This window comes from Demequina muriae, assembly GCF_030418295.1.
In the GTDB taxonomy this organism is placed as follows: domain Bacteria; phylum Actinomycetota; class Actinomycetes; order Actinomycetales; family Demequinaceae; genus Demequina; species Demequina muriae.
Window position 1 is genome coordinate 502,255 of the sequence record NZ_JAUHQA010000001.1, and the last position, 24,727, is coordinate 526,981.

The 24,727-nt window shown below is 68.0% G+C and carries 16 protein-coding genes, 2 tRNA genes and 2 pseudogenes; 10 read left to right on the forward strand and 10 right to left on the reverse strand.

The window, feature by feature from the left end:
- Positions 1-137 precede the first annotated feature (137 nt).
- Positions 138-2,915 carry a valine--tRNA ligase gene (gene valS / locus QQX02_RS02330; protein WP_436968493.1) on the forward strand — a complete coding sequence of 926 codons (2,778 nt, stop codon included), beginning with the start codon at positions 138-140 and terminating at the stop codon, positions 2,913-2,915.
- A gap of 57 nt (positions 2,916-2,972) precedes the next feature.
- Here valS and QQX02_RS02335 read toward each other — a convergent pair whose 3' ends face one another.
- The 4 genes and pseudogenes from QQX02_RS02335 to QQX02_RS02350 all read right to left on the reverse strand — a co-directional run bounded on the left by QQX02_RS02335 (position 2,973) and on the right by QQX02_RS02350 (position 7,030).
- Entirely contained in the window at positions 2,973-3,500 is a 528-nt protein-coding gene (locus QQX02_RS02335; RefSeq protein WP_301140973.1) for an endonuclease domain-containing protein, read from the reverse strand.
- Between the two features lie 578 nt (positions 3,501-4,078).
- A complete protein-coding gene (gene clpX, locus QQX02_RS02340) occupies positions 4,079-5,341 on the reverse strand; it encodes an ATP-dependent Clp protease ATP-binding subunit ClpX (protein ID WP_301140974.1) in 1,263 nt (420 codons plus the stop codon).
- Between the two features lie 400 nt (positions 5,342-5,741).
- Positions 5,742-6,395, reverse strand: a pseudogene (locus tag QQX02_RS02345) (ATP-dependent Clp protease proteolytic subunit); the annotation flags it as partial.
- A 17-nt stretch (positions 6,396-6,412) separates the two neighbouring features.
- Complete coding sequence (locus QQX02_RS02350; protein WP_084631650.1) at positions 6,413-7,030, reverse strand: ATP-dependent Clp protease proteolytic subunit; 618 nt, start codon at positions 7,028-7,030, stop codon at positions 6,413-6,415.
- Positions 7,031-7,254: 224 nt separating this feature from the next.
- Between QQX02_RS02350 and QQX02_RS02355 the strand changes: the two genes are divergently transcribed.
- Complete coding sequence (locus QQX02_RS02355; RefSeq protein WP_301140976.1) at positions 7,255-7,731, forward strand: DUF4190 domain-containing protein; 477 nt, start codon at positions 7,255-7,257, stop codon at positions 7,729-7,731.
- Positions 7,732-7,849: 118 nt separating this feature from the next.
- A complete protein-coding gene (locus QQX02_RS02360) occupies positions 7,850-8,398 on the forward strand; it encodes a DUF4190 domain-containing protein (protein WP_301140977.1) in 549 nt (182 codons plus the stop codon).
- 139 nt (positions 8,399-8,537) lie between these two features.
- Here the strand turns inward: QQX02_RS02360 and tig are convergent, their stop codons facing one another.
- The gene (gene tig, locus QQX02_RS02365; protein ID WP_301140978.1) at positions 8,538-9,893 is read right to left on the reverse strand and encodes a trigger factor; all 1,356 of its coding nucleotides are present in this window, start codon (positions 9,891-9,893) and stop codon (positions 8,538-8,540) included.
- A 251-nt stretch (positions 9,894-10,144) separates the two neighbouring features.
- On the opposite strand from tig, the gene QQX02_RS02370 reads away from it, so the two are divergent.
- Positions 10,145-12,730 carry a cation-translocating P-type ATPase gene (locus QQX02_RS02370; protein WP_301140979.1) on the forward strand — a complete coding sequence of 862 codons (2,586 nt, stop codon included), beginning with the start codon at positions 10,145-10,147 and terminating at the stop codon, positions 12,728-12,730.
- Positions 12,731-12,740: 10 nt separating this feature from the next.
- On the opposite strand, the gene QQX02_RS02375 is transcribed toward QQX02_RS02370, so the two are convergent.
- Both QQX02_RS02375 and QQX02_RS02380 read right to left on the reverse strand, forming a co-directional pair.
- On the reverse strand, positions 12,741-14,285 hold the full coding sequence (locus QQX02_RS02375; RefSeq protein ID WP_301140980.1) for an Ig domain-containing protein: 1,545 nt from the start codon (positions 14,283-14,285) through the stop codon (positions 12,741-12,743).
- 107 nt (positions 14,286-14,392) lie between these two features.
- Positions 14,393-17,092, reverse strand: coding sequence for a cation-translocating P-type ATPase (locus QQX02_RS02380; RefSeq protein ID WP_301140981.1), 2,700 nt, complete (start codon positions 17,090-17,092; stop codon positions 14,393-14,395).
- 451 nt (positions 17,093-17,543) lie between these two features.
- Here QQX02_RS02380 and QQX02_RS02385 point away from each other — a divergent pair, with 451 nt between their 5' ends.
- From QQX02_RS02385 to QQX02_RS02395, 3 genes and pseudogenes are all read left to right on the forward strand, one after another.
- Positions 17,544-17,771: an RNA-binding S4 domain-containing protein gene (locus QQX02_RS02385; RefSeq protein WP_301140983.1), complete on the forward strand. Its 228-nt coding sequence runs from the start codon at positions 17,544-17,546 to the stop codon at positions 17,769-17,771.
- A gap of 678 nt (positions 17,772-18,449) precedes the next feature.
- A pseudogene (locus QQX02_RS02390) lies at positions 18,450-19,620 on the forward strand (IS3 family transposase).
- A 178-nt stretch (positions 19,621-19,798) separates the two neighbouring features.
- Positions 19,799-20,677, forward strand: a complete 879-nt coding sequence (locus QQX02_RS02395; RefSeq protein WP_301140984.1) for a hypothetical protein — start codon at positions 19,799-19,801, stop codon at positions 20,675-20,677.
- Positions 20,678-21,279: 602 nt separating this feature from the next.
- Here the strand turns inward: QQX02_RS02395 and QQX02_RS02400 are convergent.
- Positions 21,280-21,353: transfer RNA gene (locus QQX02_RS02400), tRNA-Pro, on the reverse strand.
- A gap of 99 nt (positions 21,354-21,452) precedes the next feature.
- Here QQX02_RS02400 and QQX02_RS02405 point away from each other — a divergent pair.
- Positions 21,453-21,526 (forward strand) — tRNA-Gly (locus QQX02_RS02405).
- An 81-nt stretch (positions 21,527-21,607) separates the two neighbouring features.
- Here QQX02_RS02405 and QQX02_RS02410 read toward each other — a convergent pair.
- Complete coding sequence (locus QQX02_RS02410; RefSeq protein WP_301140985.1) at positions 21,608-22,027, reverse strand: DUF1761 domain-containing protein; 420 nt, start codon at positions 22,025-22,027, stop codon at positions 21,608-21,610.
- Positions 22,028-22,087: 60 nt separating this feature from the next.
- Positions 22,088-22,558: an SRPBCC family protein gene (locus QQX02_RS02415; RefSeq protein WP_301140987.1), complete on the reverse strand. Its 471-nt coding sequence runs from the start codon at positions 22,556-22,558 to the stop codon at positions 22,088-22,090.
- A gap of 367 nt (positions 22,559-22,925) precedes the next feature.
- Between QQX02_RS02415 and cysK the strand changes: the two genes are divergently transcribed.
- Complete coding sequence (cysK, locus tag QQX02_RS02420; protein ID WP_301140988.1) at positions 22,926-23,861, forward strand: cysteine synthase A; 936 nt, start codon at positions 22,926-22,928, stop codon at positions 23,859-23,861.
- A 25-nt stretch (positions 23,862-23,886) separates the two neighbouring features.
- On the forward strand, positions 23,887-24,552 hold the full coding sequence (cysE, locus tag QQX02_RS02425) for a serine O-acetyltransferase (protein ID WP_301140989.1): 666 nt from the start codon (positions 23,887-23,889) through the stop codon (positions 24,550-24,552).
- Positions 24,553-24,727: the final 175 nt, after the last annotated feature.

Genomic DNA, 24,727 nt, shown 5'->3' on the forward strand with positions numbered 1-24,727 from the left:
CTTCCCCGCCTTAGCGTCCCAGTGGTCGGTGCTTGTCGCGATTCGGAGGTCCGTGATTCCTGGCGGACGCTGAGCGTCGCTGGCGCCCGCAGACTGCTGTGCCCGCGCATCGGCCGCGTTCTGAAAGAATGGCCCCCATGACTGCGCGTATCCCAGAGAAGGCCACCGTCGACGGACTCGAAGACCGCTGGAACGAGGCCTGGGAGTCGCAGGGCACGTACCGGTTCGACGAGACCAAGGACCGCGAGCAGATCTACTCGATCGACACCCCTCCCCCCACTGTCTCCGGCTCGCTGCACGTGGGCCACGTGTTCTCGTACACCCACACCGACGTGATCGCCCGCTACCAGCGCATGTGCGGCCGCGAGGTGTTCTACCCGATGGGCTGGGACGACAACGGGCTGCCCACCGAGCGCCGCGTGCAGAACTACTTCGGCGTCCGATGCGACCCGACCCTCCCGTACGAGCCCGGCTTCGAGCCCCCGCACGTGGGCGGCGAAGGCAAGTCGATCAAGGCCGCCGACCAGCAGCCCGTCTCCCGTCGCAACTTCGTCGAGCTGTGCGAGCGGCTCACCGAGGAGGACGAGAAGCAGTTCGAGGCGTTGTGGCGTCACCTCGGGCTCTCGGTGGACTGGTCGCGGACCTACCAGACCATCGAGCCCGATGCGCAGGCCGTCGCCCAGCAGGCGTTCCTCCGGTCGCTGGCTCGCGGCGAGGCGTACCAGGCGGAGGCCCCCACGCTGTGGGACGTGACGTTCCGGACCGCGGTCGCGCAGGCCGAGCTCGAGGACCGCGAGCGCCCCGGCGCCTACCACCGCGTCGCCTTCGAGCCCGCGGCGGACACGGAGGAGGCCACCGGCTCCTACGACTCCGTGTGGATCGAGACCACCCGCCCCGAGCTGCTGCCCGCATGCGTGGCCCTCGTGGCGCACCCCGACGACGAGCGCTACCAGCCGCTGTTCGGCAAGCACGTGCGCACGCCGCTCTTTGGCGTCGAGGTGCCCGTCGTGGCGCATCGGCTGGCCTCGCCCGAGAAGGGCTCCGGCATCGCGATGATCTGTACGTTCGGTGACGTCACCGACGTGATCTGGTGGCGCGAACTCGACCTGCCGATGCGCTCGGTGCTGGGACGCGACGGACGGTTCGCGGCCGATGCACCGGCAGGCGTGGACTCGCCAGCTGCGGTGGCGGCGTACGCGGAGCTGGCGGGCAAGACGGTGTTCTCGGCTCAGCAGCGCGTCGTGGAGATGCTGCGCGAGGCGGACGTCATCGATGGCGACCCGCGCCCGGTGTCGCACCCCGTGAAGTTCTACGAGAAGGGCGACAAGCCGCTCGAGATCGTGACCTCGCGCCAGTGGTACATCGCCAACGGCGGTCGCGATGCCGAGCTGCGCGGCTTGCTGCTGGAGCGTGGCGCCGAGCTGGACTTCGTGCCTGCGCACATGGGCAAGAGGTACGAGAACTGGGTCAACGGCCTCACCGGCGACTGGCTGATCTCGCGCCAGCGGTTCTTCGGCGTGCCGATCCCCGTGTGGTACCCGCTCGACGAGGCCGGCGAGCCCGTGTGGGACCAGCGCATTGTGCCGGCCGAGGACACCCTGCCCGTGGACCCGTCCGTGGACGCTGCGCCGGGGTTCACCGAGGACCAGCGGGACCAGCCCGGCGGCTTCGTGGGCGAGATGGACATCATGGACACGTGGGCGACGTCGTCGCTGACGCCGCAGATCGTGGGCGGGTGGCGCACCGACCCCGCGCTCTTCGCGAAGGTCTTCCCGATGGACCTGCGTCCCCAGGGCCAGGACATCATTCGCACCTGGCTGTTCTCGACCGTGGTGCGCTCCCACCTGGAGCACGGCACGCTGCCGTGGAAGCACGCCGCGATCTCCGGCTGGATCCTCGACCCCGACCGCAAGAAGATGTCGAAGTCCAAGGGCAACGTCGTCACGCCGATGGGCCTGCTCGAGACCCACGGGTCCGACGCGGTGCGCTACTGGGCGGCATCGGCTCGCCTGGGCACCGATGCGGCCTTCGACGAGGGCCAGATGAAGGTGGGCCGTCGCCTCGCGATGAAGGTGCTGAACGCCTCGAAGTTCGTCCTCGGTGCGACCGGCATCGCCACAGCGGCCGACGAGTCGCTCGAGGAGGGTCTGCGGGCGACCGCTCACGTGACCGGCGGGGTGCTGGGCGGTTCCGAATCTGCGCACTCGCTCGTCACGCAGCCGCTGGACCGTGCGCTCCTGGCCGGGCTCGCCGACGTCGTGGACAAGGCCGGCGCCGCGCTCGAGGCGTACGACCACACGCGTGCTCTGGAGCTCACGGAGTCGCTCTTCTGGACCTTCTGCGACGACTACGTGGAGTTGGTGAAGACGCGCGCGTACGACGGCGCGGCACCCGGCGAGGCGATCGACCCGTTCGCGGAGTGCTCGCCCGAGGCCGCATCGGCCCGTGCCGCGCTGACCATCGCGCTGGAGACGTTCCTGCGCCTGTTCGCGCCGGTGCTGCCGTTCGCGACCGAAGAGGTGTGGTCATGGTTCCGGCCCGAGACCGTGCACCGCGCCCCGTGGCCCACGTCCGAGACGCTGCGTGCCGTCGCCGGCGACGCGCCAAACGCGACCCTCGTGGACGCCGCAGGCGCCGCCCTCGCGACGCTGCGCAAGATCAAATCCGAGGCGAAGGTCTCTCAGCGCACCGAGCTGGTATCGGTGGATCTGCTGGTGCCTGAGGCGAAGGTCGCTGCGGTGTTCGCGGCGAAGGCCGACGTGATGGCGGCTGGCCGCGTGCGCGCGCTGCAGATCGTGGACGCGGAAGCGGCGCTGGACCCGGGTGTCGACGGCGAGGGACCCGAGGACGGTTCCGGCGCGTCGATCGCGGACACGTCGGTGATGCGCACGGAGAACGTGGTCTTCGCCGACTAGTTCTCCTGTCCGGCACTCATTGTCGCCTCTGGGCCGTCCCGACCTCCTATCCGGCGCTCATGGACGTTTAGCGCGCGCATCGAGGGCGGCGCGGACGGTTCGACGGCACCACTCCGGACGTTCCACCACGTCGCGATAGCTGAGCCGAATCGTCAGAATGCCGATCGACGCCAACGCCGCGTCGCGGCGCAAGTCGCGCACGCGTCGCGGGCTGGAGTCGTGGAACTGGCTTCCATCGAGTTCGATCACGGTTCGCGTGTTCGTGTCATAGAGGTCCGCCCGATATCGCACACCATCGACGTCGAGCACGTGTTGCGGCAACAGCTGTGCGAACTCCGTGGTGTTGAAGACTCGACGCATCCCCTCAGCCTCGAGCCAAGACTCAGCGCCAGCGGCGACGGCGTCGAGCAGGCGCAAGAAGTCCTTGCGTCCTCGCACCCGCGGCACGATTTCTACTGCATCGCGAAGGTCCTCGGGGCTCACCACTCCCGCGCGGAGAGGGTGAAAGAGTGCTTCTCCACGTCTGGAGACGGGAAGGTCGCCGAACGCTTGGACTGCCGCTATCGGCGGCGCTACCGTGGCCATGCGGTGACGCTTCTCGGTCGGTAGCGAATACGAGACATGACGGACTCGCACCCACCGGGGAGCGCGAACGTGGTCATGCGCGCCGATGCACAGGTCGACCCGGGCCGGCGGCTCGGGCCAGGCTCCCCAGAGGTACAGCGCGGAGGTTCCGCCTAGCGCCGTCGTCACACCGGGCCACGCTAGGACTGCGTCGGCGCGTGCCTGGAAGGAACCCTGATGCTCTGCAGCGACGTAGGAGTCGTACAAGAGCCGCACGAGTTGGCCGCGAGCGAGCGCACCCCGCACCGCACGAGGCGACGACATCGAAACCAGCTCAGCGAATGTGAACGCACGTGGATCTTGTCGAACGAGATCGAGGAAGTCGGTACTGGCATCGGCCCGTGGCACAACTCTGAGCGTTCGCATGGGACCACGAGTACCTGGACTGCGGTGGCATGGAGCGTCGATCCTCCGCTGGTCTGTGGAACCAGGCCGTAGCGTCGCCGACGGGGACAGCCGCTACGACTCCAGTGAGACGTCAACCAGCGCCGGACAGGGCGCCAATGTGCTCCATAGGCGACAATGAGTGCCGGACAGGGTTAGGCGGCGCCTTCTTCGCGCTCGACCTCGCGCTCGATGTACGCCGGGGTGATGCGGTCCATCACGACCTCGCGCGTCACGACCACGCGGGCCACGTCGTCACGGCCGGGGACCTCGAACATCGCGCCCTGGAGGACCTCCTCCATGATGGCGCGCAGCCCGCGTGCTCCGGTGCCACGCTCGAGAGCCTGCTCCGCGATCGCCTCGATCGCGGCCTGGTCGAACTCGAGCTCCACGCCGTCGAGCTCGAACATGCGCTGGTACTGCTTGACCAGCGCGTTCTTGGGCTCGGTGAGGATGGAGACCATGGCGTCGATGTTCAGCGGCGAGACGGTGGCGATGACCGGCATGCGCCCGATGAACTCGGGGATCAGCCCGAACTTGTGCAGGTCGGAGGGCGTGACGTACGAGAAGAGGTCCGAGTTGTCGGCCTCCTTCAGCTGAGCGCCGAAGCCGATGCCCTTGCGGCCCACGCGGGACGAGATGATTTCCTCGAGCCCCGCGAACGCGCCGCCCAGGATGAACAGCACGTTCGTGGTGTCGATCTGGATGAACTCCTGGTGCGGGTGCTTGCGGCCCCCCTGCGGAGGCACGGAGGCCTGCGCGCCCTCCAGAATCTTGAGCAGCGCCTGCTGCACGCCCTCGCCGGACACGTCGCGCGTGATCGACGGGTTCTCCGCCTTGCGGGCGACCTTGTCGATCTCGTCGATGTAGATGATGCCGCGCTGCGCCTTCTCGACGTCGTAGTCGGCGGCCTGCAGCAACTTGAGGAGGATGTTCTCCACGTCCTCGCCCACGTAGCCGGCCTCGGTGAGCGCGGTGGCGTCGGCAATCGCGAACGGCACGTTGAGCATGCGCGCGAGGGTCTGCGCCAGGTAGGTCTTGCCGGTTCCCGTGGGACCGATGAACAGCACGTTGGACTTGGCGATCTCGATGCCGTCCTCGGCGACGGTCGACGTCCCCTCGCCGGCACGCACGCGCTTGTAGTGGTTGTACACCGCGACCGACAACGCCCGCTTGGCGGACTCCTGCCCCACGATGTACTGCTCCAGGAAGTCGAAGATCTCGCGCGGCTTGGGCAGCTCGGCGAACTCCGTCTGCGCCGCCTCGGCGAACTCCTCCTCGATGATCTCGTTGCACAGCTCGATGCACTCGTCGCAGATGTACACCCCACCGCCCGCGATGAGCTTGCGCACCTGCTTCTGCGTCTTTCCGCAGAACGAGCACTTCAGCAGGTCGCCGCTGTCCGCCGGTCGAGTCATCAAGGCCTCCTTCTGGCCGTGGCCATCTTCGTCCAGGCTACCCACGCTGTCCGACACGTGCCGGGCGACTCGCCGCCCCGCGCGTTCGCCCTCGGCTCACCGCGCCTGCCGGCACCCGGCCGATGCGGTCGCGAGGGGGGCGAAGCAGCCTCACCTAGGGTTCGCATCGGCCGGGCTGACGGATGGGTGCGCGGCCACTGGCCCGGACGACGAACGGCCGCCCCCGACGAATCGGGGGCGGCCGTCAGTGCGCGGTCAGAAGCCGCGACTACTTGGTCTGGTCCGGCTTGGCGTCGGGCTCCGAGGAGCCGCCGTCCTTCTTGCCAGCGTCCTTGGCGGCGCCGTCCTTGGCCGACCCGAGCACGGGGGCCGAGGCACGGTCATCCGGAGCCACCGTGTCGACGCCCTTGCGGGACTCGAGCACCTGGTCCACGAGGCCGTAGTCCTTGGCGGCCTGGGCCGAGAGGAAGCGGTCGCGCTCGATGTCGTCGCGGATCTTCTCCTCGGTCTGGCCGGTGTGCTTGGCGAGCGTGTACTCGAGCCACTCGCGCATGCGGACCATCTCTTCGGCGTAGATCTCGATGTCCGAGGCCTGCGCGCGGGCACCGCCCTCGATGCGCGGCTGGTGGATCATCACGCGGGCGTTCGGCAGCGCGAGACGCTTGCCGGGCTGGCCCGCCGCCAGCAACACGGCAGCCGCGGAGGCGGCCTGGCCGAGGCACACGGTCTGCACCTGCGGCTTGATGTACTGCATGGTGTCGTAGATCGCGGTGAGCGCGGTCTGCGAGCCTCCGGGCGAGTTGATGTACAGCGTGATGTCGCGGTCAGGGTCCTGGGACTCGAGCACGAGCAGCTGCGCCATCACGTCGTCCGCCGAGGCGTCGTCGATCTGCACGCCGAGGAAGATGATGCGGTCCTCGAACAGCTTCGCGTACGGGTCCTGGCGCTTGAAGCCGTAGGCCGTGCGCTCCTCGAAGGAGGGCAAGATGTACCGCGAACTGGGGCCCGCGGGGGCCGAGCCGCCGTAGCCGCCGGTGCGTCCAGCAGCCTGAATGGCCTGGGTGATGTCGCTCACGCGTTGCCTCCCTGAGACTCGTCGCCGGCATCGGCCGCGTGCATGATCACCTTGTCGACGAAGCCGTACTCGAGGGCCTCCTCGGCGGTGAACCAGCGGTCGCGGTCCGCGTCCTTGGTGATCTGCTCGACCGACTTGCCGGTCTGCTCGGCGGTCAGCTCGGAGAGCACCTTCTTCATGTGCATGATCAGCTCGGCGCCGATGCGCACATCCGTCGTGGTGCCGTAGATGCCGCCCGAGGGCTGGTGCATCAACACCCGCGTGTGCGGGGTCGCGAAGCGCTTGCCCGGGGCGCCGGACGAGAGCAGGAACTGCCCCATCGAGGCCGCCATGCCCATCGCCACGGTGGCGACGTCGGGCTTGATGTACTTCATCGTGTCGTAGATCGCCATGCCCGCGGTGATCGAGCCGCCGGGGCTGTTGATGTACAGGTAGATGTCCTTGTCCGGGTCCTCCGCGGCGAGCAGCATGAGCTGTGCGCAGATGGCGTTCGCGTTGTCGTCGCGCACCTCATCGCCCAGCCAGATGATGCGCTCGCGCAGCAGCCGGTTGAAGATCGAGTCGTTGAGACCCATGCCTCCGCCGTCGCCGCGTGCCGTGATCGTGTCGCTCACGTTCGTCCTCTCGTCCTGTGGTCTTGCGTCAAACCTAACGGCGACGCACGCGCATCCATGCCAGTTCCCCCTGGTTTTCGCTACGGGGTGAACGGCCGATGCGGGTGCCGGGGCCCAGTCGTCCTCCCCGCCGGGAAGGGCCGGCACCAGGCGCGTGGCGGGTGCCGCGGGGGCGCCTCAGGACTACGCTCGTCGGTGGACGATCACCAGACCAGGGAGCACCCATGAGCACCACGCCCGACGACCCGTTCGCCCGCAGCTCCGAGAACGGCGGCGCGCAGCACTCGGCACCGCAGCCGGAGGCCTGGGGCGAGCCCGCTCCGCAGGCGCCCCAGTACGCCCAGCCGCAGTACGCCCAGCAGCCGCAGTACGCCCAGCCCGGCTACGACCAGGGCCAGTATCAGCAGGGGTACCCGCTGCCCTACGCCGGCCCGAACCCGCGCCAGGCCAAGAACTGGATGGGCATCGTCGCCCTGGTGGCGTCGCTCTCGACGATCGTCACCGGCATCGGCTGCATCGCCGGCATCATCTTCGGTCACCTCAGCCTGAACGCCGTCAAGAAGGGTGAGGCCGACAACCGCGGCCTGGGCCTGGCGGGGCTCATCACGGGGTATGTGTTCCTCGCGCTGGGGCTGCTCGCGATCGTCGCGTACGTCATCTTCGTCGGCGCGTTCCTCGTGGCGGGAAGCTCCACCTACTGACCCCCTCCGGGTCAACCCTCACGTCTGGGGCTGATATCTCAGGCGCTCGGCCGATGCGGTCGCCGGGCGCCAGGCCTACGCTCATCTGGGAGGGATCACGAGACCCAAGGAGCATCCCATGAGCACCACACCAGACGACCCCATGCAGCAGCCGCCTCAGGACAGCACAGTGCCTCAGGACAACGGGGCGCCGCAGCCGGGTCAGCAGCAGCCGCAGTACGCACAGCCCGCCTACGGGCAGCCCCAGTACGCCCAACCCCAGTACGCCCAACCCCAGTACGCCCAGCCCTACGGCACGGGCCCCTCGATGGCGCCGACCGGTCCTCGTCCCGAGACCGCGAAGAACTGGATGAACATCACCTCGCTGGTGCTCGCCATCATCGGCCTGTTCACCTGGGTCACCGCGATCGGCGGCGTGATCCTGGGCCACATGGGCCGCAGCGCCGCGCGGAAGGGCGAAGCGGACAACGGCGGGTTCGGGCTCGCCGGCCTGATCATCAGCTATGTGGTGCTCGTGCTGGGCGTTGCCGGCATCATCGCGCTCATCGCGTTCTTCGGCTGGCTCGGCTCCGAGTGCGGCGGCGACAACCCCGCGGACTGGTGCACCAGCTCGAACACCTCGATCGAGATCCAGGCCGTCGGCAGACCTGCTGGCCTGACCGCCTGACCCGGCCCGCGCATCGGCCGGATGCACGCTGACAGCGTCAGCTCACTGCAGACAGCCGCGCATTCCGCACAGCAAAGAGCCCGGGCGACCATGCCTTGAATTCAGGTGGTCGCCCGGGCTCTTGTGCGCGAACTGACGATTACTTGTCGTCGCCCGCAGCGTCCTGAACGGCGGCTGCGACAGCGGCCTCGTCGATGTCGTCATCCTTCTTCTCATCCTCGAGCGAGCCGATCACCGCGGACAGGTCGACGGCGTTGCCGGCGGTGTCCTTGATGGTGGCGCGGCGCAGGGCGAAGGCGGTGGCCTTGGAACGGGCCACCTCGGCGACGATCGCGGGGATCTGGCCGGACTTCTCCACCTGCTGGATGAACTCGTTCGGGTCCATGTTGTACTGACGCGACGCGTTCAGCAGGTAGTCGAGGAGCTCGTTCTGCTCGACCTCGATCTCGAGGTCCTCGGCGAGCTGGTCGAGGAGGATCTGCGCGCGCAGCGCGTTGTGCGCCTCCTCGGTGACCTCGGCGCGGTGCTCGTCGTCCTCGAGGCGGTTCTCGTTCTCGAGGTGCGTGTGGACCTCGTTCTCGATGACCTTCTTGGGGAGCTCGAAGTCGGTGGCGTCCTTGAGGGCGTCGATGAGCTTCTCGCGAGCCTCGACGGCCTGGTTGTTCGCCTTGATGCGACCGGCCTGCTCGCGCAGGTCCGCCTTCAGCTCGTCCACGGTGTCGAACTCGGAGGCGAGCTGAGCGAAGTCGTCGTCCACCTCGGGGAGCTCGCGCTCCTTGACGGCGGTGACCTTGACGGTGATCTGCGCCTTCTCGCCGGCGTTGTCGCCAGCGGCGAGCGGCGCCTCGAACGTGGTCTCCTCGTCGGCCGACAGGCCGATCAGGGCGTCGTCCAGGCCCTCGAGCATGTTGCCCGCACCGACCTGGTAGGACGTGCCCTGCACGTTGTCGACGTCGGCGCCGTTGAGCTTGGCGGCCAGATCGATGGTGACGTAGTCGTTGTCGGCCACGGGGCGGTCGACCGTCTTGAGCGAGCCGAAGCGCTCGCGCAGCTGGTCCAGGCGCTCCTGCACGTCCTCGTCAGAGACCTCGACGGGCTCGACCTCGACGGTGATGTCCTCTGCCTTGGGCAGCTCGACCTCGGGGCGGATCTCCACCGTGGCGGTGAACTCCAGGCTGTCGTCGCCGTCCTCGGCGCCGGGCACCTTGGTGACCTCGACCTCGGGCTGGCCGAACGGACGGATGCCCTGCTCCTCGACCGCGGCCGAGTACCAGCCGGGCAGGCCGTCGTTGACGGCGTGCTCGATGACGGCACCCTTGCCCACGCGCTGCTCGAGGATCTTCGGCGGCACCTTGCCCTTGCGGAAGCCGGGGATCTGCACCTGCTCGCCGATGTGCTGGTAGGCGTGGTCGAGCGAGGGCTTGATGTCCTCTTCGGTCAGGTTGACCGTCAGCTTGACGGTCGTGGCGTCGATCTTCTCGATGGCGCTGGTCACGAATGTGCTCCTGTGAATGGGGGTGATGGCCTCGCCGTATGCGGGCATACCGCAGTCGGGCAACCCATCGAGTCTAGTCGCGATGCACGCTCGCGCCCAAACGGGTTCGCTCTGGGCGATGAGGCGGCCGATGCGCGGGCGGAGGATGGAGCGCCGATGCGCGGGCGGCGCTGCGACCTAGGTCCCGCGGGCGGGGCGCGGCCGCACGGTTGACTGGAGGAGACCCATCCACCCCTGGCGGAAGGACTGTCGTGGCTGCCCTGTTCGCGCGGACGCCCCGCGACGCCTCGGGGCCGGGGGAAGACGATGCCGCGTCACTTCGCGCGATGCCCTCCCCCCACTCGCGGCCGACCGACGACGTGCTGACCGCTCTCGACGTGGACGCCGGCGTGGGTCTCACCGAGGAGGAGGCGCGCCGACGCCGCGAGCGCATCGGCCGCAACGAGATCGCCGACGACGGCGGCACCCCGTGGTGGGTGCTGCTCTGGAGGCAGATCGCCCAGGCCGTCATCGTGCTGCTGCTCGGCGCCGCCGTCGTGGGCCTGTTCGTCGGCGAGGTGGTGGAGGCGATCGCGATCCTCATCGCGCTGATCGTCAACGTCGCGGTCGGATTTGGCACCGAGTTCAAGGCCGCCAAGTCCATGGAGGCCCTCAAGAACCTGCTGCGCACCGTCGCCGAGGTCGAGCGGGACGATAGGCGCGAGGAGGTCGACGCCGCAGACCTGGTTCCCGGCGACATCGTGGGAATCGAGTCCGGCGAGCAGGTGCCCGCCGACCTGCGCATCATCGACGCCGAGGGGCTGCAGATCGACGAGGCCGGACTCACAGGCGAATCCGCATCCGTCACCAAGGACCCCTCGCCCGTCGACTCGAGCACCCCGCTCGCCGAGCGCACGTGCATGGCCTACATGGGCACCACCGTGCTCGCGGGCCGCGGGCGCGGCGTGGTGGTCGCCACCGGAGCGCGCACCGAGATGGGTCGCATCGCGGAGCTCACCTCGTCGGCCGAGCAGACCCAGGCGCCGCTCCAGGCGGGGCTCAACCACCTGTCGAGCCGGCTGGCGATCGGCGTGGTCATCGGCTCCATCGTGCTGTTCCTCCTCGGGTGGTGGCGCGGCAACGACGTCACGGAGATGGTCGAGATCGCGGTGGCGCTCGCCATCGCCGTGGTTCCGGAAGGACTGCCGGCCGTCGCGACGCTCACCATGGCGGTGGGCATGCGCCGCATGGCTCAAGGCAACGCCCTGGTGCGCAGGCTGCCGGCGGTGGAGACGCTCGGCTCCACCACGGTGGTGTGCACCGACAAGACGGGAACGCTCACCCGCAACGAGATGACCGTCGTCGAGACGCATGTCGCGGAAGGCGCCGAGGACGACCACCTGTGGCACGCATCGGCCCTGTGCAATGACGCGGACATCGATCAGGAGGGCGATCCGGTGGGCGACCCCACCGAGGTGGCGCTGCTCGAGGCCGCAGGCAAGGCGGGACTCGACTGGAGGGGCCTGCGGGAGGCCTCCGCGAGGGACGACGAGGTCCCTTTCGATTCAGCGAGCAAGCGCATGGCGGTGGTGGTCGACGGGATCGTTCACGCGAAGGGCGCACCCGAGGTCATCCTTCACCCCGCGCGCGATCAGGCCCTTGCTCACGCGGCCCAGACGTGGGCGACCCAGGGTCTGCGCACCTTGGCCTTCGCCCGTGGTGAGGCGTCAGGCGACGGGGACGAGCTGTTCGAAGGCCTGCGGGCCGTAGGCGTGGTCGGGATGCACGACCCGCCGCGCACCCAGGCCAGCGCCGCCGTCGAGGCGCTGCACGGCGCCGGGGTGCGCGTGGTGATGATCACCGGCGACCGTCCGGACACCGCGACCGCGATCGGCCGGCAGTTGGGCTTTCGCACCGAGCGCGCCCTCACCGGCGCCGAGCTCGCCGAGATGGACCCGGACGAGCTCAGCGCGCTCCTGCAGGGCGACGCGATCTTCGCGCGCGTTGCGCCCGAGCACAAGCTGCGGATCATCGAGGCGCTGCAGGCCCAGGGAGAGGTGGTGGCGGTCACGGGGGACGGCGTCAACGATGCCCCGGCGCTCCGTCAGGCCGACGTCGGGGTCGCGATGGGGTCGGGCACCGACGTCGCCAAGGACGCGGCCGACGTGGTGCTGCTCGACGACCAGTTCGGCACCATCGAGCTCGCAGTCCAGGAGGGGCGGCGGATCTTCACGAACATCCGTCGGTTCGGGCAGTACCTGTTCTCGTGGCACGTCGCCGAGGTCGCCGTCATCACCGTCGCCGTGCTCGCGGGGTGGCCCGCTCCCCTGGCCGGGCTGATGATCCTGTGGAACAACCTCGTCATCGACGTGGTGCCGTCGTTCGCGCTGGCGCTCGAGCCGAGTCGCACCGACGTCATGAAGGAGCCGCCACGGGACCCGCGCGAGCCGGTGATCTCCCGCGCGGTCCTGCGCCGCATCGCGCTCCACGGACTGCTGGTCGCGGCTACGGGGTTCGCCGCGTACGGGGCCGCGCACCTGTGGCTGGACCTCAGCAACGCGCAGGCTCAGAGCATCACGTTCCTGACCATGTCCCTCGCGCAGACTCTCGCCGTCTACAACGCCCGCTCCGAGTCGGGGTCCGGGTTCCGGGGCGCGCGTCGGAACCGGTGGCTGTGGGCCGCGCTCGCGGTCGTGGGGACGCTGACGATGGCCGCGATGACGTTCCCGCCGCTGCGCGACGTCCTGGGCCTCGCCGCGATCCCTGGCGTGGCATGGCTGGTCGCGCTGGTCCTGGCGCTGGTGCCGCTCGTGGCGGTCCAGACCACCCGGGCGGTGCGGTCAGCGCTCGCGCGCTGACCGCTGGCCGTCAGACGCGGCGGCGTGCCGCAGCAGTCACGAGGCCCGTTCCGAGCAGGAGCAGAGCCGATGCGGCCGCGGCCTGAGCGGCGTGCTCGGGGCGCATTCCGGTGTCCGCGAGCACTTCCTCGGGTCCGTTGTCGTCGGCGGTCTCCACGACCGGTGCGGCGATGACCTCGACCGTGACCGATGCGGTCACGCCGGTCTCGAGGTGCGTCGCGGTGATCACGTGCGGCGAGGCGGTGGGGAAGGACACGGTGTGGCCGTCCACCACGTCGCTCTCGACGTCCGAACTGAGCACTGCCTCGTCCTCGGTGAGCACGACGGGGTTGCCGAACTCATCGGCCCCCGTCACAACGAAGTCGAGCGAGCCGCCCTCGTCGACGGTGGTCTCCCCCGCCGCGATGTCGATCTCGACGACCGGTCCTGCCGTCACCGTGATGACGAGATCCAGCGTGGCGGGCTCGCCCACGCCGTTGTCGGCAGCGAGCGTCACGGCGAAGTCTCCGACAGCGCCGGTGGACGCCCCCGTGATCTCGCCGGTGGCGCCGTCGAGAGCCATGCCGTCGGGCAGGTCGCCTGCGGCCAGCGTCACCTCGGTCGCGGCTGGGAAGCCCGCGTCGAACGACGGCGTGTAGGTGAAGTCCACACCGGCACGTGCCTGAGCGGTCGCGTCGCCGCTGAGCGTCGCGGACTCCGTCACACGGACCTTGTACTCCACGGGCACCGAGTCGCCCTCCTCGTTCGTCGCGATCGCGGTGAAGGCGAAGTCGCCACGCTCGGTCGGGGTGCCGGAGATCTCTCCGGTCGTCTGGTTCAGCTCCACGCCAGCGGGCAGCGCGCCTTCGGTGATGGCGAACGAGTCAGCGGCCGGGCTGAGTGGCTCGAGCGGGATCGAGGCCGAGCTCGCCTCGCCGAGGAGCATGTCGTCGAACAAGGCGTCGGCGAGGACAGGTGCCGGCGCGATCTCAAGGTCGAGGGTCGCACTGTAGTAGCACAGCGGATCCCCACCCGTGGTGTCCTGAACCCTGAGGGTCCAGGTGCCCAGCGTGCTGTCGCCGTCGAAGGTGGACAGCGGCTGCGCGGGGCGGAACGTTCCGGACTCCGGCACTCCGGCGTTGGTGCTGCCGACCATGGTGGCAGCGCTGTCGTCAAGAACGATCACGACGCGACCCGGCGAGCTCGAGTAGTCGGGATACTGGCCGGTCCCGGTCTCCACGCCGTCCCATGGCCTCACCAGGCTGATGCCAGTCCCGCCCGGAGACGTGAGACCGATGGAGATCTCGTTCGAGAAGGCGCTTCCGGTTGCCGGCGCTGAGCACTGGCCGTCGGTCTTGTGGAAGTCGAGGGTGACCACCACGTTCTCGACCCGCCCAGCCGTGGTGACGTCGAACGTGCGCCACGCGGTATCCGAGTCGATCTGGAGCGGCGAGCCCGTGAGGTCGTCGGTGATCGACTCCGACGCCGCGTGCGCGGCAGGCGCGAGAGCGACCAGAGCGAGGGCGGCGAGGCCGGCGGTGAGCAGGGACGAGAGTGCGCGGGGAGTGGAGGTCACGGGGCGACTATAGCGGACGGAATCCTCCGATTCGCCATGTGCCAGGGATGACCGTGACATTGGACCGAAGTGTCCGGTATATCCCCGCGCTCGCCGGGGGTTCCGGACTACATCCGTCTCACTCCCCGGCGTCGCCAGAGCGCCTTCTCCGCTTCGACGGCGAGGAACTTGGCGATGGCCAGGCCGATGATCACAGCCCAGGAGGCCCACCCGAGCGCCTCGCTGGCGAAGACCTTCTGCAGAGGCGGCGCGTAGGTGAACGCCACCTGCAGTGCGATGAGGACACCGGTCACGACCAGGGCGACGCGGTTGCCCGTGAAGGCCCGGCGATTGAGAGCAGACGCGGTGAAATGCCGGACGTTGAACAGGTACAGGATCTCGGCGAACACGAGCACGTTGACCGCCGTGGTCCGCGCCACCTCGATCGAGCCGCCCCGCGAGAGCTCCCACTCGAACGCCGCCAACGTGATGAGAGCCATCACGAAGCTCACGTACGCGATCCGGATGCCGAGCGGCCGAGTGATCAATGGCTCCGTGGGGGCGCGCGGCGACTGCCGCATCACTCCGGGCTCGGGAGGCTCGAAGGCCAGCGCCAGCGCGAGGGTCACTGCGGTGACCATGTTGACCCACAGGATCTGCCCGACGGTGACGGGCATGGTCCGCGCGAGGAGCAGCGCCACCAGGATCAACCCGGCCTCGCCGCCGTTCGTGGGCAGGATGAACAGGAGTGACTTCTTGATGTTGTCGAAGACCACGCGTCCCTGCTTGACCGCGCTCGCGATGGTGGCGAAGTTGTCGTCAGTCAGGACCAGATCGGAGGCCTCTCGCGCAGCGTCCGTGCCGCGGTGCCCCATCGCCACACCGATGTCCGCCGCCTTGAGCGCTGGGGCGTCGTTGACGCCGTCACCGGTCATCGCGACGTAGTGGCCGCGCGCCTGGAGGGCGGCCATCAGCCGCATCTTGTGCTCAGGGCTCGCGCGTCCGATCACGTCGTTCTCGTCGACGGCGGCCCGCAGCGATTCGTCGTCCATCGCCTCGATGGCGTCCCCCGTGAGCACTCCCTCGGACTGCAGGCCGAGCTCCCGGCCGATCGCTTCAGCGGTGGCCCCATGGTCTCCGGTGATCATCTTGACGGTGATGCCCGCTGCCTGGCATTCGGCGACCGCCGCGACCGCCTCGGGACGGGGTGGGTCCAGGAGGCCGACCATCCCGATCAGATCAAATCTCGGCAGGTGCTCGAGGTCGAGGGAGTCGGTCTCGGGCCCCACCTCGGCCGTGGCCAAGGCCAGCACCCGCTCACCCTCAGCGGCAGCGCGGACGATGCGATCGTGCCACTCGTCGTTCCCCGCCAGGCCGCACATGGCGAGCACGCGCTCCGGCGCGCCCTTCAGCACCATGAAGGAGTGCCCTCGGTGGTCGTGATGAAGCGTGGCCATGAACCGGTTCTCTGACTCGAAGGGCACGTGGTCCACGCGGGGGAAGTCAGCAGCCACCTCGTGCCGTTCCAGGCCCGCCTTCATCGCCAACGTCACGAGCGCGCCCTCGGTCGGGTCGCCGACCACGCTCCACGAATCGTCGTCACCGTGGTGAAGCACCGCGTCGTTGCACAGCAGCCCGGCGGTGGCCAGGCGCAGCAGCACCGGGCACTCCGACGGGTCCACGGCGCCGTGCGCATCGGCGAGTCCGCCGTCGGGCGCATAGCCGACGCCGCTGCACGTGAGCTCGCTCTCGGGAAGCAGGACGCGCACCACGGTCATTTCATTGCGGGTGAGCGTGCCCGTCTTGTCCGAGCAGATCACGGTGACCGAGCCGAGCGTCTCCACGGCGGGGAGTCGTCGCACGATGGCGCGCTCGCCCGCCATGGCACGGGTCCCGATCGCCAGCACAATCGTGATGATCGCCGGCAGGCCCTCGGGGATGGCGGCGACCCCCAGTCCGACGACGACGAGGAAGGCCTCGAGGACGCTGTGACCGCCCACCCCCCATGCGAAGGCGAACGCCAGTGCTCCGACGATCAGGATGAACCCGGTGATCTGGCGGGCGAACTGGTCGATCCGCGTGGTCAACGGCGTCGCCAGCGATGTGGTCTCGCTGACCATCGCTCCGATCTGCCCCACCTCGGTTCCGGCACCGGTCGCGATCACGACGCCGCGGGCCTGCCCGTGGACGACGAGCGTGCCCGAGTAGGCCATGCAGGTACGGTCGCCGATGCTCGCGTCGACCGGGGCGGGACCGATGTCCTTCTCCACGGGCATCGACTCTCCGGTCAGAGCGGACTCGTCCACGCGGAGGCCGTGCTCGCGTAGCAGGCGGAGATCCACGGCCACACGGTCGCCGGCCTCCAGCAGCACGATGTCGCCGGGGACGAGCTCCCCGGACTCGACTCGGTGGCGGCTTCCTTCCCGCACCACCGTGGCATGGCTGGCGAGCATGGCCCGCACGGCGTCGAGGGCATTCTCGGCCTTGCCCTCCTGGACGTATCCGATGATCGCGTTGATCACGACCACACCGAAGATCACTGCGGAGTCGAGGTGGTGCTGCAGCACGCCCGTGACCGTGCCGGCGACCAGGAGCACCAGTATCAGCGGGTTGTTGAACTGCGCGATCGCGCGGACGAATGGGCCACGCCGGCGCGCCTCCGGGATCGTGTTGGGGCCGTACTGCTCCAGGCGCCGACGAGACTCGTCGAACTCGAGGCCAGCCGTGGCATCGGTCTGCCACGCCTCCAGCGCCTGATCCGCGGTCCGGGCGTGCCATGCGACGGCAGGCATCTCTGTCGACGATGCGGGAGCGGCGGTGCTCGGCATGGCTCAGACCCCTTCGATGCGCCTCGGCGCCGGGACCAGTGCGAACAGGGCTCGTCTCTCGATCGTACGGTGGCTCGCGAGACCACCACTAGGCACATGGGCCCATCCCAGTCATGGGCGGTGCGGAGGAGTGGCTCATCGAGACGCGGTGCGGCTCGGGCTCGTGGAGGACCGCACCAGTGTCATGGCAGGCCGACTCATCAGGTGGCAGTGGCCGGACGGTGGGTGGTACTGCGACAAGGCCCCCCGAGCAGGGAGTGCGTCGTCCCAGGAGTCGCCGAATCCCGCACGTGACCTGTGGGGGTGCGGGCAAGCCCGTGGCTATCGGCCAGCCATGGATGCCGCCCAGAGGGTGGCCGACCTGGTGCTCGCTCGGAGGCTGCTGTGGCACGACGGCAACGGCACGCTGATCACACCGCACCGGGGCGAGGACGCGGGCTAGCATGGCGGCATGGCAGCCCCCGATCAAGTCCCCAACGTTCCCGTCGGAGGCGACGGCATCCGCCTGGGCCAGTTCCTGCAGCTCGCGGGGCTGGTCGACTCTGGCGGAGAGGCCAAGGAGGCGATCCGCTCCGGCACGGTTCGCGTGAACGATGAGGTCGATGACCGCCGCGGACACCAGCTCCAGGTGGGCGACGTCGTCAGGGTGGGTGGCCGCGCGGCCCGCGTCAGCGCGTAGCGATCGGGGCGCGCTACCTGCGCCGGCCATCCCACACGTCGGGGTGACAGGATTTGAACCTGCGACCCTCTGCTCCTGCCGAGGCACTTCATGGTGGATCTCAACAGGTCACGCTAGACCATTAACACTGTCATTTAGCAGGTGAGACGGTGATCGCCATGTTCACACCACATCACTCTGGATCACAGCCGTTTCTGGTGGCATGTCCCCAACGCTGCACCGACTCGAAGGACCACGCGCTTAGTCGCAGTCGTCGCAGAGGCCCGTGGCCGGAAGCGTGTAGCCACACGTGGGGCACGCCTGGGCGGCGGGCCTCTCGCGCGTTGCCTTTCGACCACTAAGTTCACGCACGGCTCGATGGCGAGCCGTGAGCTGAGGCACCGCATCGGTCGGGACATCGGGCGCGAAGCGCCGGTAGCACGCGAGTCGGTCTTCAGCGGCGGCAACTTCGCGTTCGTGATCGTCGTCGATGCTGCTCACCCGTGTGTGGGTAATGTAGCCAGGTCCCACTCGCCCGTCATTTGCGCGAACGACCAGCGATGTGAGCGGCGGGAGGCCAGTCTGAGCGGTCTCCCGTTGAATCGGCCGCAGGAATGTCGGCAAGAAGTTGGGACTGCCGAGGGTTGAGGTGATTCCTGACTCGCGGTAACGAGGGTCGCTGCTGGAAGGATGTTCCTCATGCCAGAAGCGTTTCCGAAGGAGTCCAGGGAGGACGTGCTCAGGGTTGCCCGCAACCGGGGACCGGACACGTCGGTCGAGCAGATCGCGAGAGATTTCGGGATCTCGTCAACGTGTCTGCAGCGGTGGATCAAGCAGGAGGCGGTTGATGAGGGCCGTGGGGTCGGCGTGAGCACTGATCAGTCTGCTGAGAGCAGTGAACTGCGTCGCCAGAACCGGTTGCTCGAGCAATAAGACGAGGTGCTTCGGCGCACGGCAGCGTATCTCTCGCAGGCCAACCTCAAGCTCAGTGGTTCCCCAAAATGATGTACCTGCTCGTCCGCGAGCGGGCCGCGCAGAGGGCGCCCGTGAGGGTGCCGGTCGCGGTGACGTGCCGGGTGCTGAAGATCGCCAAGCAGCCCTACTACCGGTGGCTCAAGGACCCTGTGTCGGACCGGGACTGGGTGGATGCTCACCTGGCCAACGCAGCGTTCGCCATCCATCACGACGACCCGGCGTTCGGATACCGGTTCATCGCTGACGAGCTCGCTGACGGTGGCTTCACGGCGTCGGAGCGCGGGGCGTGGCGGGGTGCTCTGAGCATGCCATCACGTCGATCATCCAGCGCAAGCGTCGTGGGAAGACCGGCAGGGTCGGTCCACCGGTGCACGACGACCTCGTGCAGCGGGCGTTCAATTCGGACGAGCCTGATCGGTTGTGGCTGACGGAAATCACGGAACATTGGACCGGCACTGGCAAGTTCTATCTCTGTGCCGTCAACGACGTGTTCTCCAACCGGATCGTGGGCTACTCGATCGACGCGCGCATGACGTCCGACCTTGCCGTCAACGCCCTCAGGACGGCGGTCCAGCGACGCCGCCCGGCCGGTCCTGTGACAGTGCGTTCGGACCGTGGGAGCCAGTATCGATCGCGCAAATACCAGCACGAACTCAACCGCCACGGCCTCGTCGGATCCATGGGCCGCGTCGGTGCCGCGGGCGACAGTGCCGCCATGGAATCCTTCTTCGCACTACCGCAGAAGAACGTCCTGAACAGCCAGTCGTGGGCCACCCGCGAGCAACTGCGCACCGCGATGGTGACCTGGATCGAACGGACATATCACCGCCGTCGACGACAGCGCGCCCTAGACCGATTGGCGCCCATTGAGTTTGAGACCACCATGGCGCCATAGGTCGCCCACGCGGCCCAACCTACCGAGTCACCAAGACCCTCAGCAGTCCCAACCAAGAGAACCGCCATCGCGGGGTGCTCTTTACGTGCTGGCAGCAGGGCGGGTAGGTTCTGGCTAGCGGCTTTCAGTGGTCCGCGATCCGCGAGGAACACAACAACAACCTGGAGAGACGATCTTCATGCTGCACACTAGACGAGCGCTCCGCCGCGTCATCGTGTTTACGGCTCTGGCGACTGTAGGGAGCATCAGCCTCGCGGCTTGCAGCACAGGCTCCGCGACCGACGAGCCAACGTCTCCTCCGCCTACGCCAACCTCCCGGCCGAGCGCGACATCTGAGCCAAGGACATCCCCTGCTGCTACACAACAATCGTTCGAGCATGCTTTCTCAGGGGAGATTGATTACGACCAACTCGCCGACCCAGGGTGGGAAAGTCTGGACCAGAGCGAAAGGGATCTCCGCTGCGACGCGTTCTTTGCGGCCAACATAGAAGACGAGATCGCACTGGATCCACGTACCGATGCGGCCATCGTGGCGGAGTGGTTCAAGAATCGCATCCAGGTCGTGAACGACCTCGTGAAAGACACGTCTGAAGAGCGGAGCGAAACAGCTGCCTTGAATATCGCAGACTGTCTCACCGGCCACTATTTCTCACGGGAAGCCAACGAGAAGCCGCAGGGAAACGATTACCTCAAAGGGGATATTTCAATTGTTGCAGAATACAAAGAAGACCCCGGAGCAAACGTAGAGTATATTGACCCTTCTAGAATTACTCGCCACGGCACTGGAACCTTCCCAGCCTTCAACGAAGATCACCAATACCCCTACGCAGCACTCTCGATCGAAGGGTACACATCTAGCGAGAGTTTTCCTCAGTTGGTAGTACAATACTTCCAGTGGGTAGAGCACAACAACACTTTTCGCCTGATGATTCACGATAGGCTAGATATAAGTGACTCCGATCCTTATTTTGGTGAAGAGGTTGTCGTCGTGGACCCTGTTCGTGAAGGTGCCCCCACTGCAGAGCCGCCCTTCAGTGGGCCGTTCGTGCTCGGCTGACTTTCAGAATCGGGAGAACAACCCTGCCTCCCATTTAGCAGCATATGCAGTCGCGCTTCACACCGTGCATGTCGCCAGGTTGGCATCGAGGAGGTCGGCAGTCTCTTCTGGGCTTCTCGCTCTCTCGAGGAGCAACCGCACTAGTCTCGACTAGTCTCGACGCCTCATGGACGTGCTCCCTGTTCAGCTGCCGCTTGCCACGCACGGCACGCCCGTCAAGTACGAGGACCGCCGCCGCTGACCAAGGCCGGTCCTCCTCGTACTTGCCCCACAACAGCGGTGCTTGGCGCGCCCTCGCCATGGGCTTCTCGTACCCGTAGTAGATCTACTCGCGGATCGCTTGGGTCCGCGCACGTTCGACTGGAGCAAGTTCAGGCGGGATCGCGAGAAACGCCTCCGCGAGGCGGGCGACGCACCCTGCCTGGGTCACTCGCAGGCGCACAACGGAGTCCATCCGGTCATCATTCCAGTGCTCGTGGACGGGCCCGTTCGTCGCGCTCTACGACAGTGCGAACTATCGGGCCGCACACGGGCAACTACAGTCCGACGTCCCCAACCGCACGCATGTGGCACCTCGAGGAGGGCGAAACTCCTGACAAACGTCGGGGTGACAGGATTTGAACCTGCGACCCTCTGCTCCCAAAGCAGATGCGCTACCAAGCTGCGCTACACCCCGTCCGCGCGTCGCCACAGCGCGCGCGGTACCCGCATCGGCCGGGCTCGGCTACTCTAGTACGCGCCGGGAAGACGGGCTCGCGCCCCTCGCACCGGTGACGCGGGTGTAGCTCAATGGTAGAGCCTCAGTCTTCCAAACTGATGGTGCGGGTTCGATTCCCGTCACCCGCTCCATTTGCTTAGGCGTCAGTAGGTGCCGGACAGCACTCCACCATCGCGCAGAGCCGACCATGAGTGCCGGACAAGGGGTGCGGGCTAGAGGAACAGCCCGATGATGAGGCCCGAGACCGCGAGCGCCAGCGTGTCGTGCGCCGTGTCGATCCAGGTGGCCACCGGGCCCCGGATCGCGAAGCCGTCGTGCAGCAGGTGCGCCCCACCACGGAACGCGAAGCCGAGCACCCCGCCCGTCACTGCGGCGCCCCACCAGCTGTCCACTCCGAGGGCGACCAGCAGCACCGCGAGCAACAGCAGCCCGAGCACGTTGCCCACCACCATCTGACCGAACGCGAGCCCCATCCTCGCGTCCTTCATCTGCTCGTCGGTGAACCCGACCGCTCGCTGCCACGGCCGGAAGAAGCCTTGCGGCGAGTACCAGAAGAACCCCAGAGCGAACGTCGCGACGAACGCCAGCAGGACTCCCAGCCATGGGATCCCGTCAATGCTGAACCACTCCATGTCACCCTCCTCGCGGGACGGACCCGCTGCCGTCGCGACGCTCTGATGCGCCGCCGAGCCCTAGGTACGCCCGAGAGCCTCCGCCGCTCGTGCGATGTCGTCGAGGTCCCGGGTCAGCGCCTTCTCTGAGGCCTTGCGTCCCAGCGCTCCGAACAGCGCCCACGCCAGCCGCTGGCCAAGCGAAGGGTTCACGGTCTCGCCGGTGAACGCCACGCTGAGGAGCGTTCCGAGCCCGCGCGGCTCACACGTGAACACCGTGGAGTAGCGAGTGCCACTCGACTCGGCTTCGATAGTGGTCGACCGGGGTGCATCGACCGCTGCCACCCACATCTCCTCGGACGCCTCTTTGCCGAGCATCCGACGAGTCTCGCGCCACCGCACGCCCACGTCGTAGCCCTCGCCCTCGAGACGCTCGATCGAGATCACGCCCGAGAGCACCTCGGCCGCGCCGTCGATGTCCGTGATGACGCCCCAGACCTCGCGGGGGTCCGCCTTGATCTCCCGCTGCGCGAGCACTGTCGACACTGCCATGGTTCCGCTCCTTTGCCGCCTGCGCGGCTCGGTTTCACCCTAGACCCCGCCCGCTGCGCCGTCCTCCCGAGCCCGCGGTTCTTGCTCCCGCCCGCGCATCGGCGCTACTCTGGCAGACGTCCGCACAGAAAGGTCAGCGAGATGAGCACCGAGAACAGCGCCTACGCGCCGTTCTCGCCTGCCCCGCTGATGTGTGCGACCCTCCGCAGCTGCATGTGCTGCTGCTGTCTGTAGAGCGCTAGCGCGCGCCCGCCACGAGCGGGCTCGATGCACGCCAGCGCTCGCCCCGGTATCGAATCCCGATGCACTCCTGTTGTTCTCACCGGACACGCCCTCTCAGGGCCTCATCACCGAAGGAAGACCACTCATGGCAAGGATTTTCGAGGACGCTACGGCCCTCATCGGCAACACTCCCCTGGTCAAGATCAACGCTCTCGCCGAAGGCGCCGGCGCGACCGTGCTCGGCAAGCTCGAGTTCTACAACCCCGCGAACTCCGTGAAGGACCGCCTGGGCGTCGCGATCGTCGACGCCGCTGAGAAGTCGGGCGACCTCCAGCCGGGCGGCACCATCGTCGAGGCGACCTCGGGCAACACCGGCATCGCGCTCGCGATGGTCGGCGCCGCTCGCGGCTACCACGTCGTGCTGGCGATGCCCGAGACGATGTCGAAGGAGCGCCGCGCGCTGCTGCGGGCCTTCGGAGCCGAGCTCATCCTCACCCCTGGACCCGAGGGAATGAAGGGCGCCGTCGAGGCGGCGAACAAGATCGCCGAGGAGCGTCCCGGCTCGGTGCTCGCGCGGCAGTTCGCCAACGAGGCCAACCCCGAGATCCACCGCCGCACCACGGCCGAGGAGATCTGGAACGACACCGACGGCGAAGTCGACATCGTCGTCGCCGGCATCGGCACCGGTGGCACCATCACCGGCGTGGGCGAGGTCCTGAAGGCACGCAAGCCCAGCATCCAGATCATCGCGGTGGAGCCGGCCGAGAGCCCCATCCTGAACGGCGGCGAGCCCGGCCCGCACAAGATCCAGGGCATCGGCGCGAACTTCGTGCCCGAGATCCTCAACACCGAGATCTACGATGAGGTCATCGACGTCGACTCCGAGACCTCGGTGGCGACCGCCCGTGCCGCGGCTCGCAAGGAGGGCCTCCTGGTGGGCATCTCCTCGGGTGCGGCGCTGCACGCGGCCATCGAGGTCGCCAAGCGTCCCGAGAACGCCGGCAAGACCATCGTCACCATCATCCCGTCGTTCGGCGAGCGGTACCTCTCCTCGGTGCTCTACGCCGACCTGATGGACTGACCGAGCACGAGAGGCCCGTCCCCGTATGTCTGACCACCCTGGATTCTTGAGCCTCGCGCTCGAGGACATCCGCACCGCCATGAGACGCGACCCTGCGGCGCGCTCGTGGATCGTCATCGCGTTGTCGTATCAGGGGGTCCACGCCATCTGGCACCACCGTGCCGCTCACTGGTTGTGGAATCACGGTCTGCGCACCTACGGTCGGCTCTGGTCTCAGCACGCCCGCCGTCGCACCGGGATCGAGATCCATCCCGGTGCGACGCTGGGGCGTCGCGTCTTCATCGACCACGGCATGGGCGTGGTGATCGGCGAGACCGCCGTGGTCGGCAACGACGTGCTGCTCTTCCACGGCGTGACGCTCGGCGGCACCACCATGAGCCCTGGCAAGCGCCACCCCACCGTCGGCGACCGGGTGGTCATCGGCGCAGGCGCCAAGGTCCTCGGGCCGGTGCACATCGGCTGCGATGCGCGGATCGGCGCGAATGCCGTGCTGGTCAAGGACGTCCCCGATGGGGCGACCGCGGTGGGCATCCCGGCGAAGATCCGCGAGCACCCCAGCTCGCGTGAAGCGGGCACCGCAGCGTCGTCGATCGACGCGGGTGATTCGTACCGGCACCCGGACCCGGATGCCCTGCCGGAGGGCGCCGTCTCGCATCATGAGCAGCGCGAACCGGCGATGTATTACATCTAGTCGCGGAAATTTCTTCGCGCGCCTCTGTCGCGAGCCTCGCGAAAGCGCTAGCCTGACAGAAGTTTCAGACAACCTAGACCTGGCGTGCCCCTCAGCCGCGCCACGGACGACGGGCCCCTCGCATATGGCGGGGGGCCCGTTGTCACGTCTGGACCTGCGCCCCACGCGGCCGGAC

Bases quoted from the DNA above. Each gene is read 5' to 3' on its own strand.
- valS (WP_436968493.1), top strand. From the start codon at position 138: ATGACTGCGCGTATCCCAGAGAAGGCCACCGTCGACGGACTCGAAGAC.
- QQX02_RS02335 (WP_301140973.1), bottom strand. From the start codon at position 3,500: ATGGCCACGGTAGCGCCGCCGATAGCGGCAGTCCAAGCGTTCGGCGAC.
- clpX (WP_301140974.1), bottom strand. From the start codon at position 5,341: ATGACTCGACCGGCGGACAGCGGCGACCTGCTGAAGTGCTCGTTCTGC.
- QQX02_RS02355 (WP_301140976.1), top strand. From the start codon at position 7,255: ATGAGCACCACGCCCGACGACCCGTTCGCCCGCAGCTCCGAGAACGGC.
- QQX02_RS02360 (WP_301140977.1), top strand. From the start codon at position 7,850: ATGAGCACCACACCAGACGACCCCATGCAGCAGCCGCCTCAGGACAGC.
- QQX02_RS02380 (WP_301140981.1), bottom strand. From the start codon at position 17,092: ATGCCGAGCACCGCCGCTCCCGCATCGTCGACAGAGATGCCTGCCGTC.
- QQX02_RS02385 (WP_301140983.1), top strand. From the start codon at position 17,544: ATGGCAGCCCCCGATCAAGTCCCCAACGTTCCCGTCGGAGGCGACGGC.
- QQX02_RS02395 (WP_301140984.1), top strand. From the start codon at position 19,799: ATGCTGCACACTAGACGAGCGCTCCGCCGCGTCATCGTGTTTACGGCT.
- QQX02_RS02410 (WP_301140985.1), bottom strand. From the start codon at position 22,027: ATGGAGTGGTTCAGCATTGACGGGATCCCATGGCTGGGAGTCCTGCTG.
- QQX02_RS02415 (WP_301140987.1), bottom strand. From the start codon at position 22,558: ATGGCAGTGTCGACAGTGCTCGCGCAGCGGGAGATCAAGGCGGACCCC.
- cysK (WP_301140988.1), top strand. From the start codon at position 22,926: ATGGCAAGGATTTTCGAGGACGCTACGGCCCTCATCGGCAACACTCCC.
- cysE (WP_301140989.1), top strand. From the start codon at position 23,887: ATGTCTGACCACCCTGGATTCTTGAGCCTCGCGCTCGAGGACATCCGC.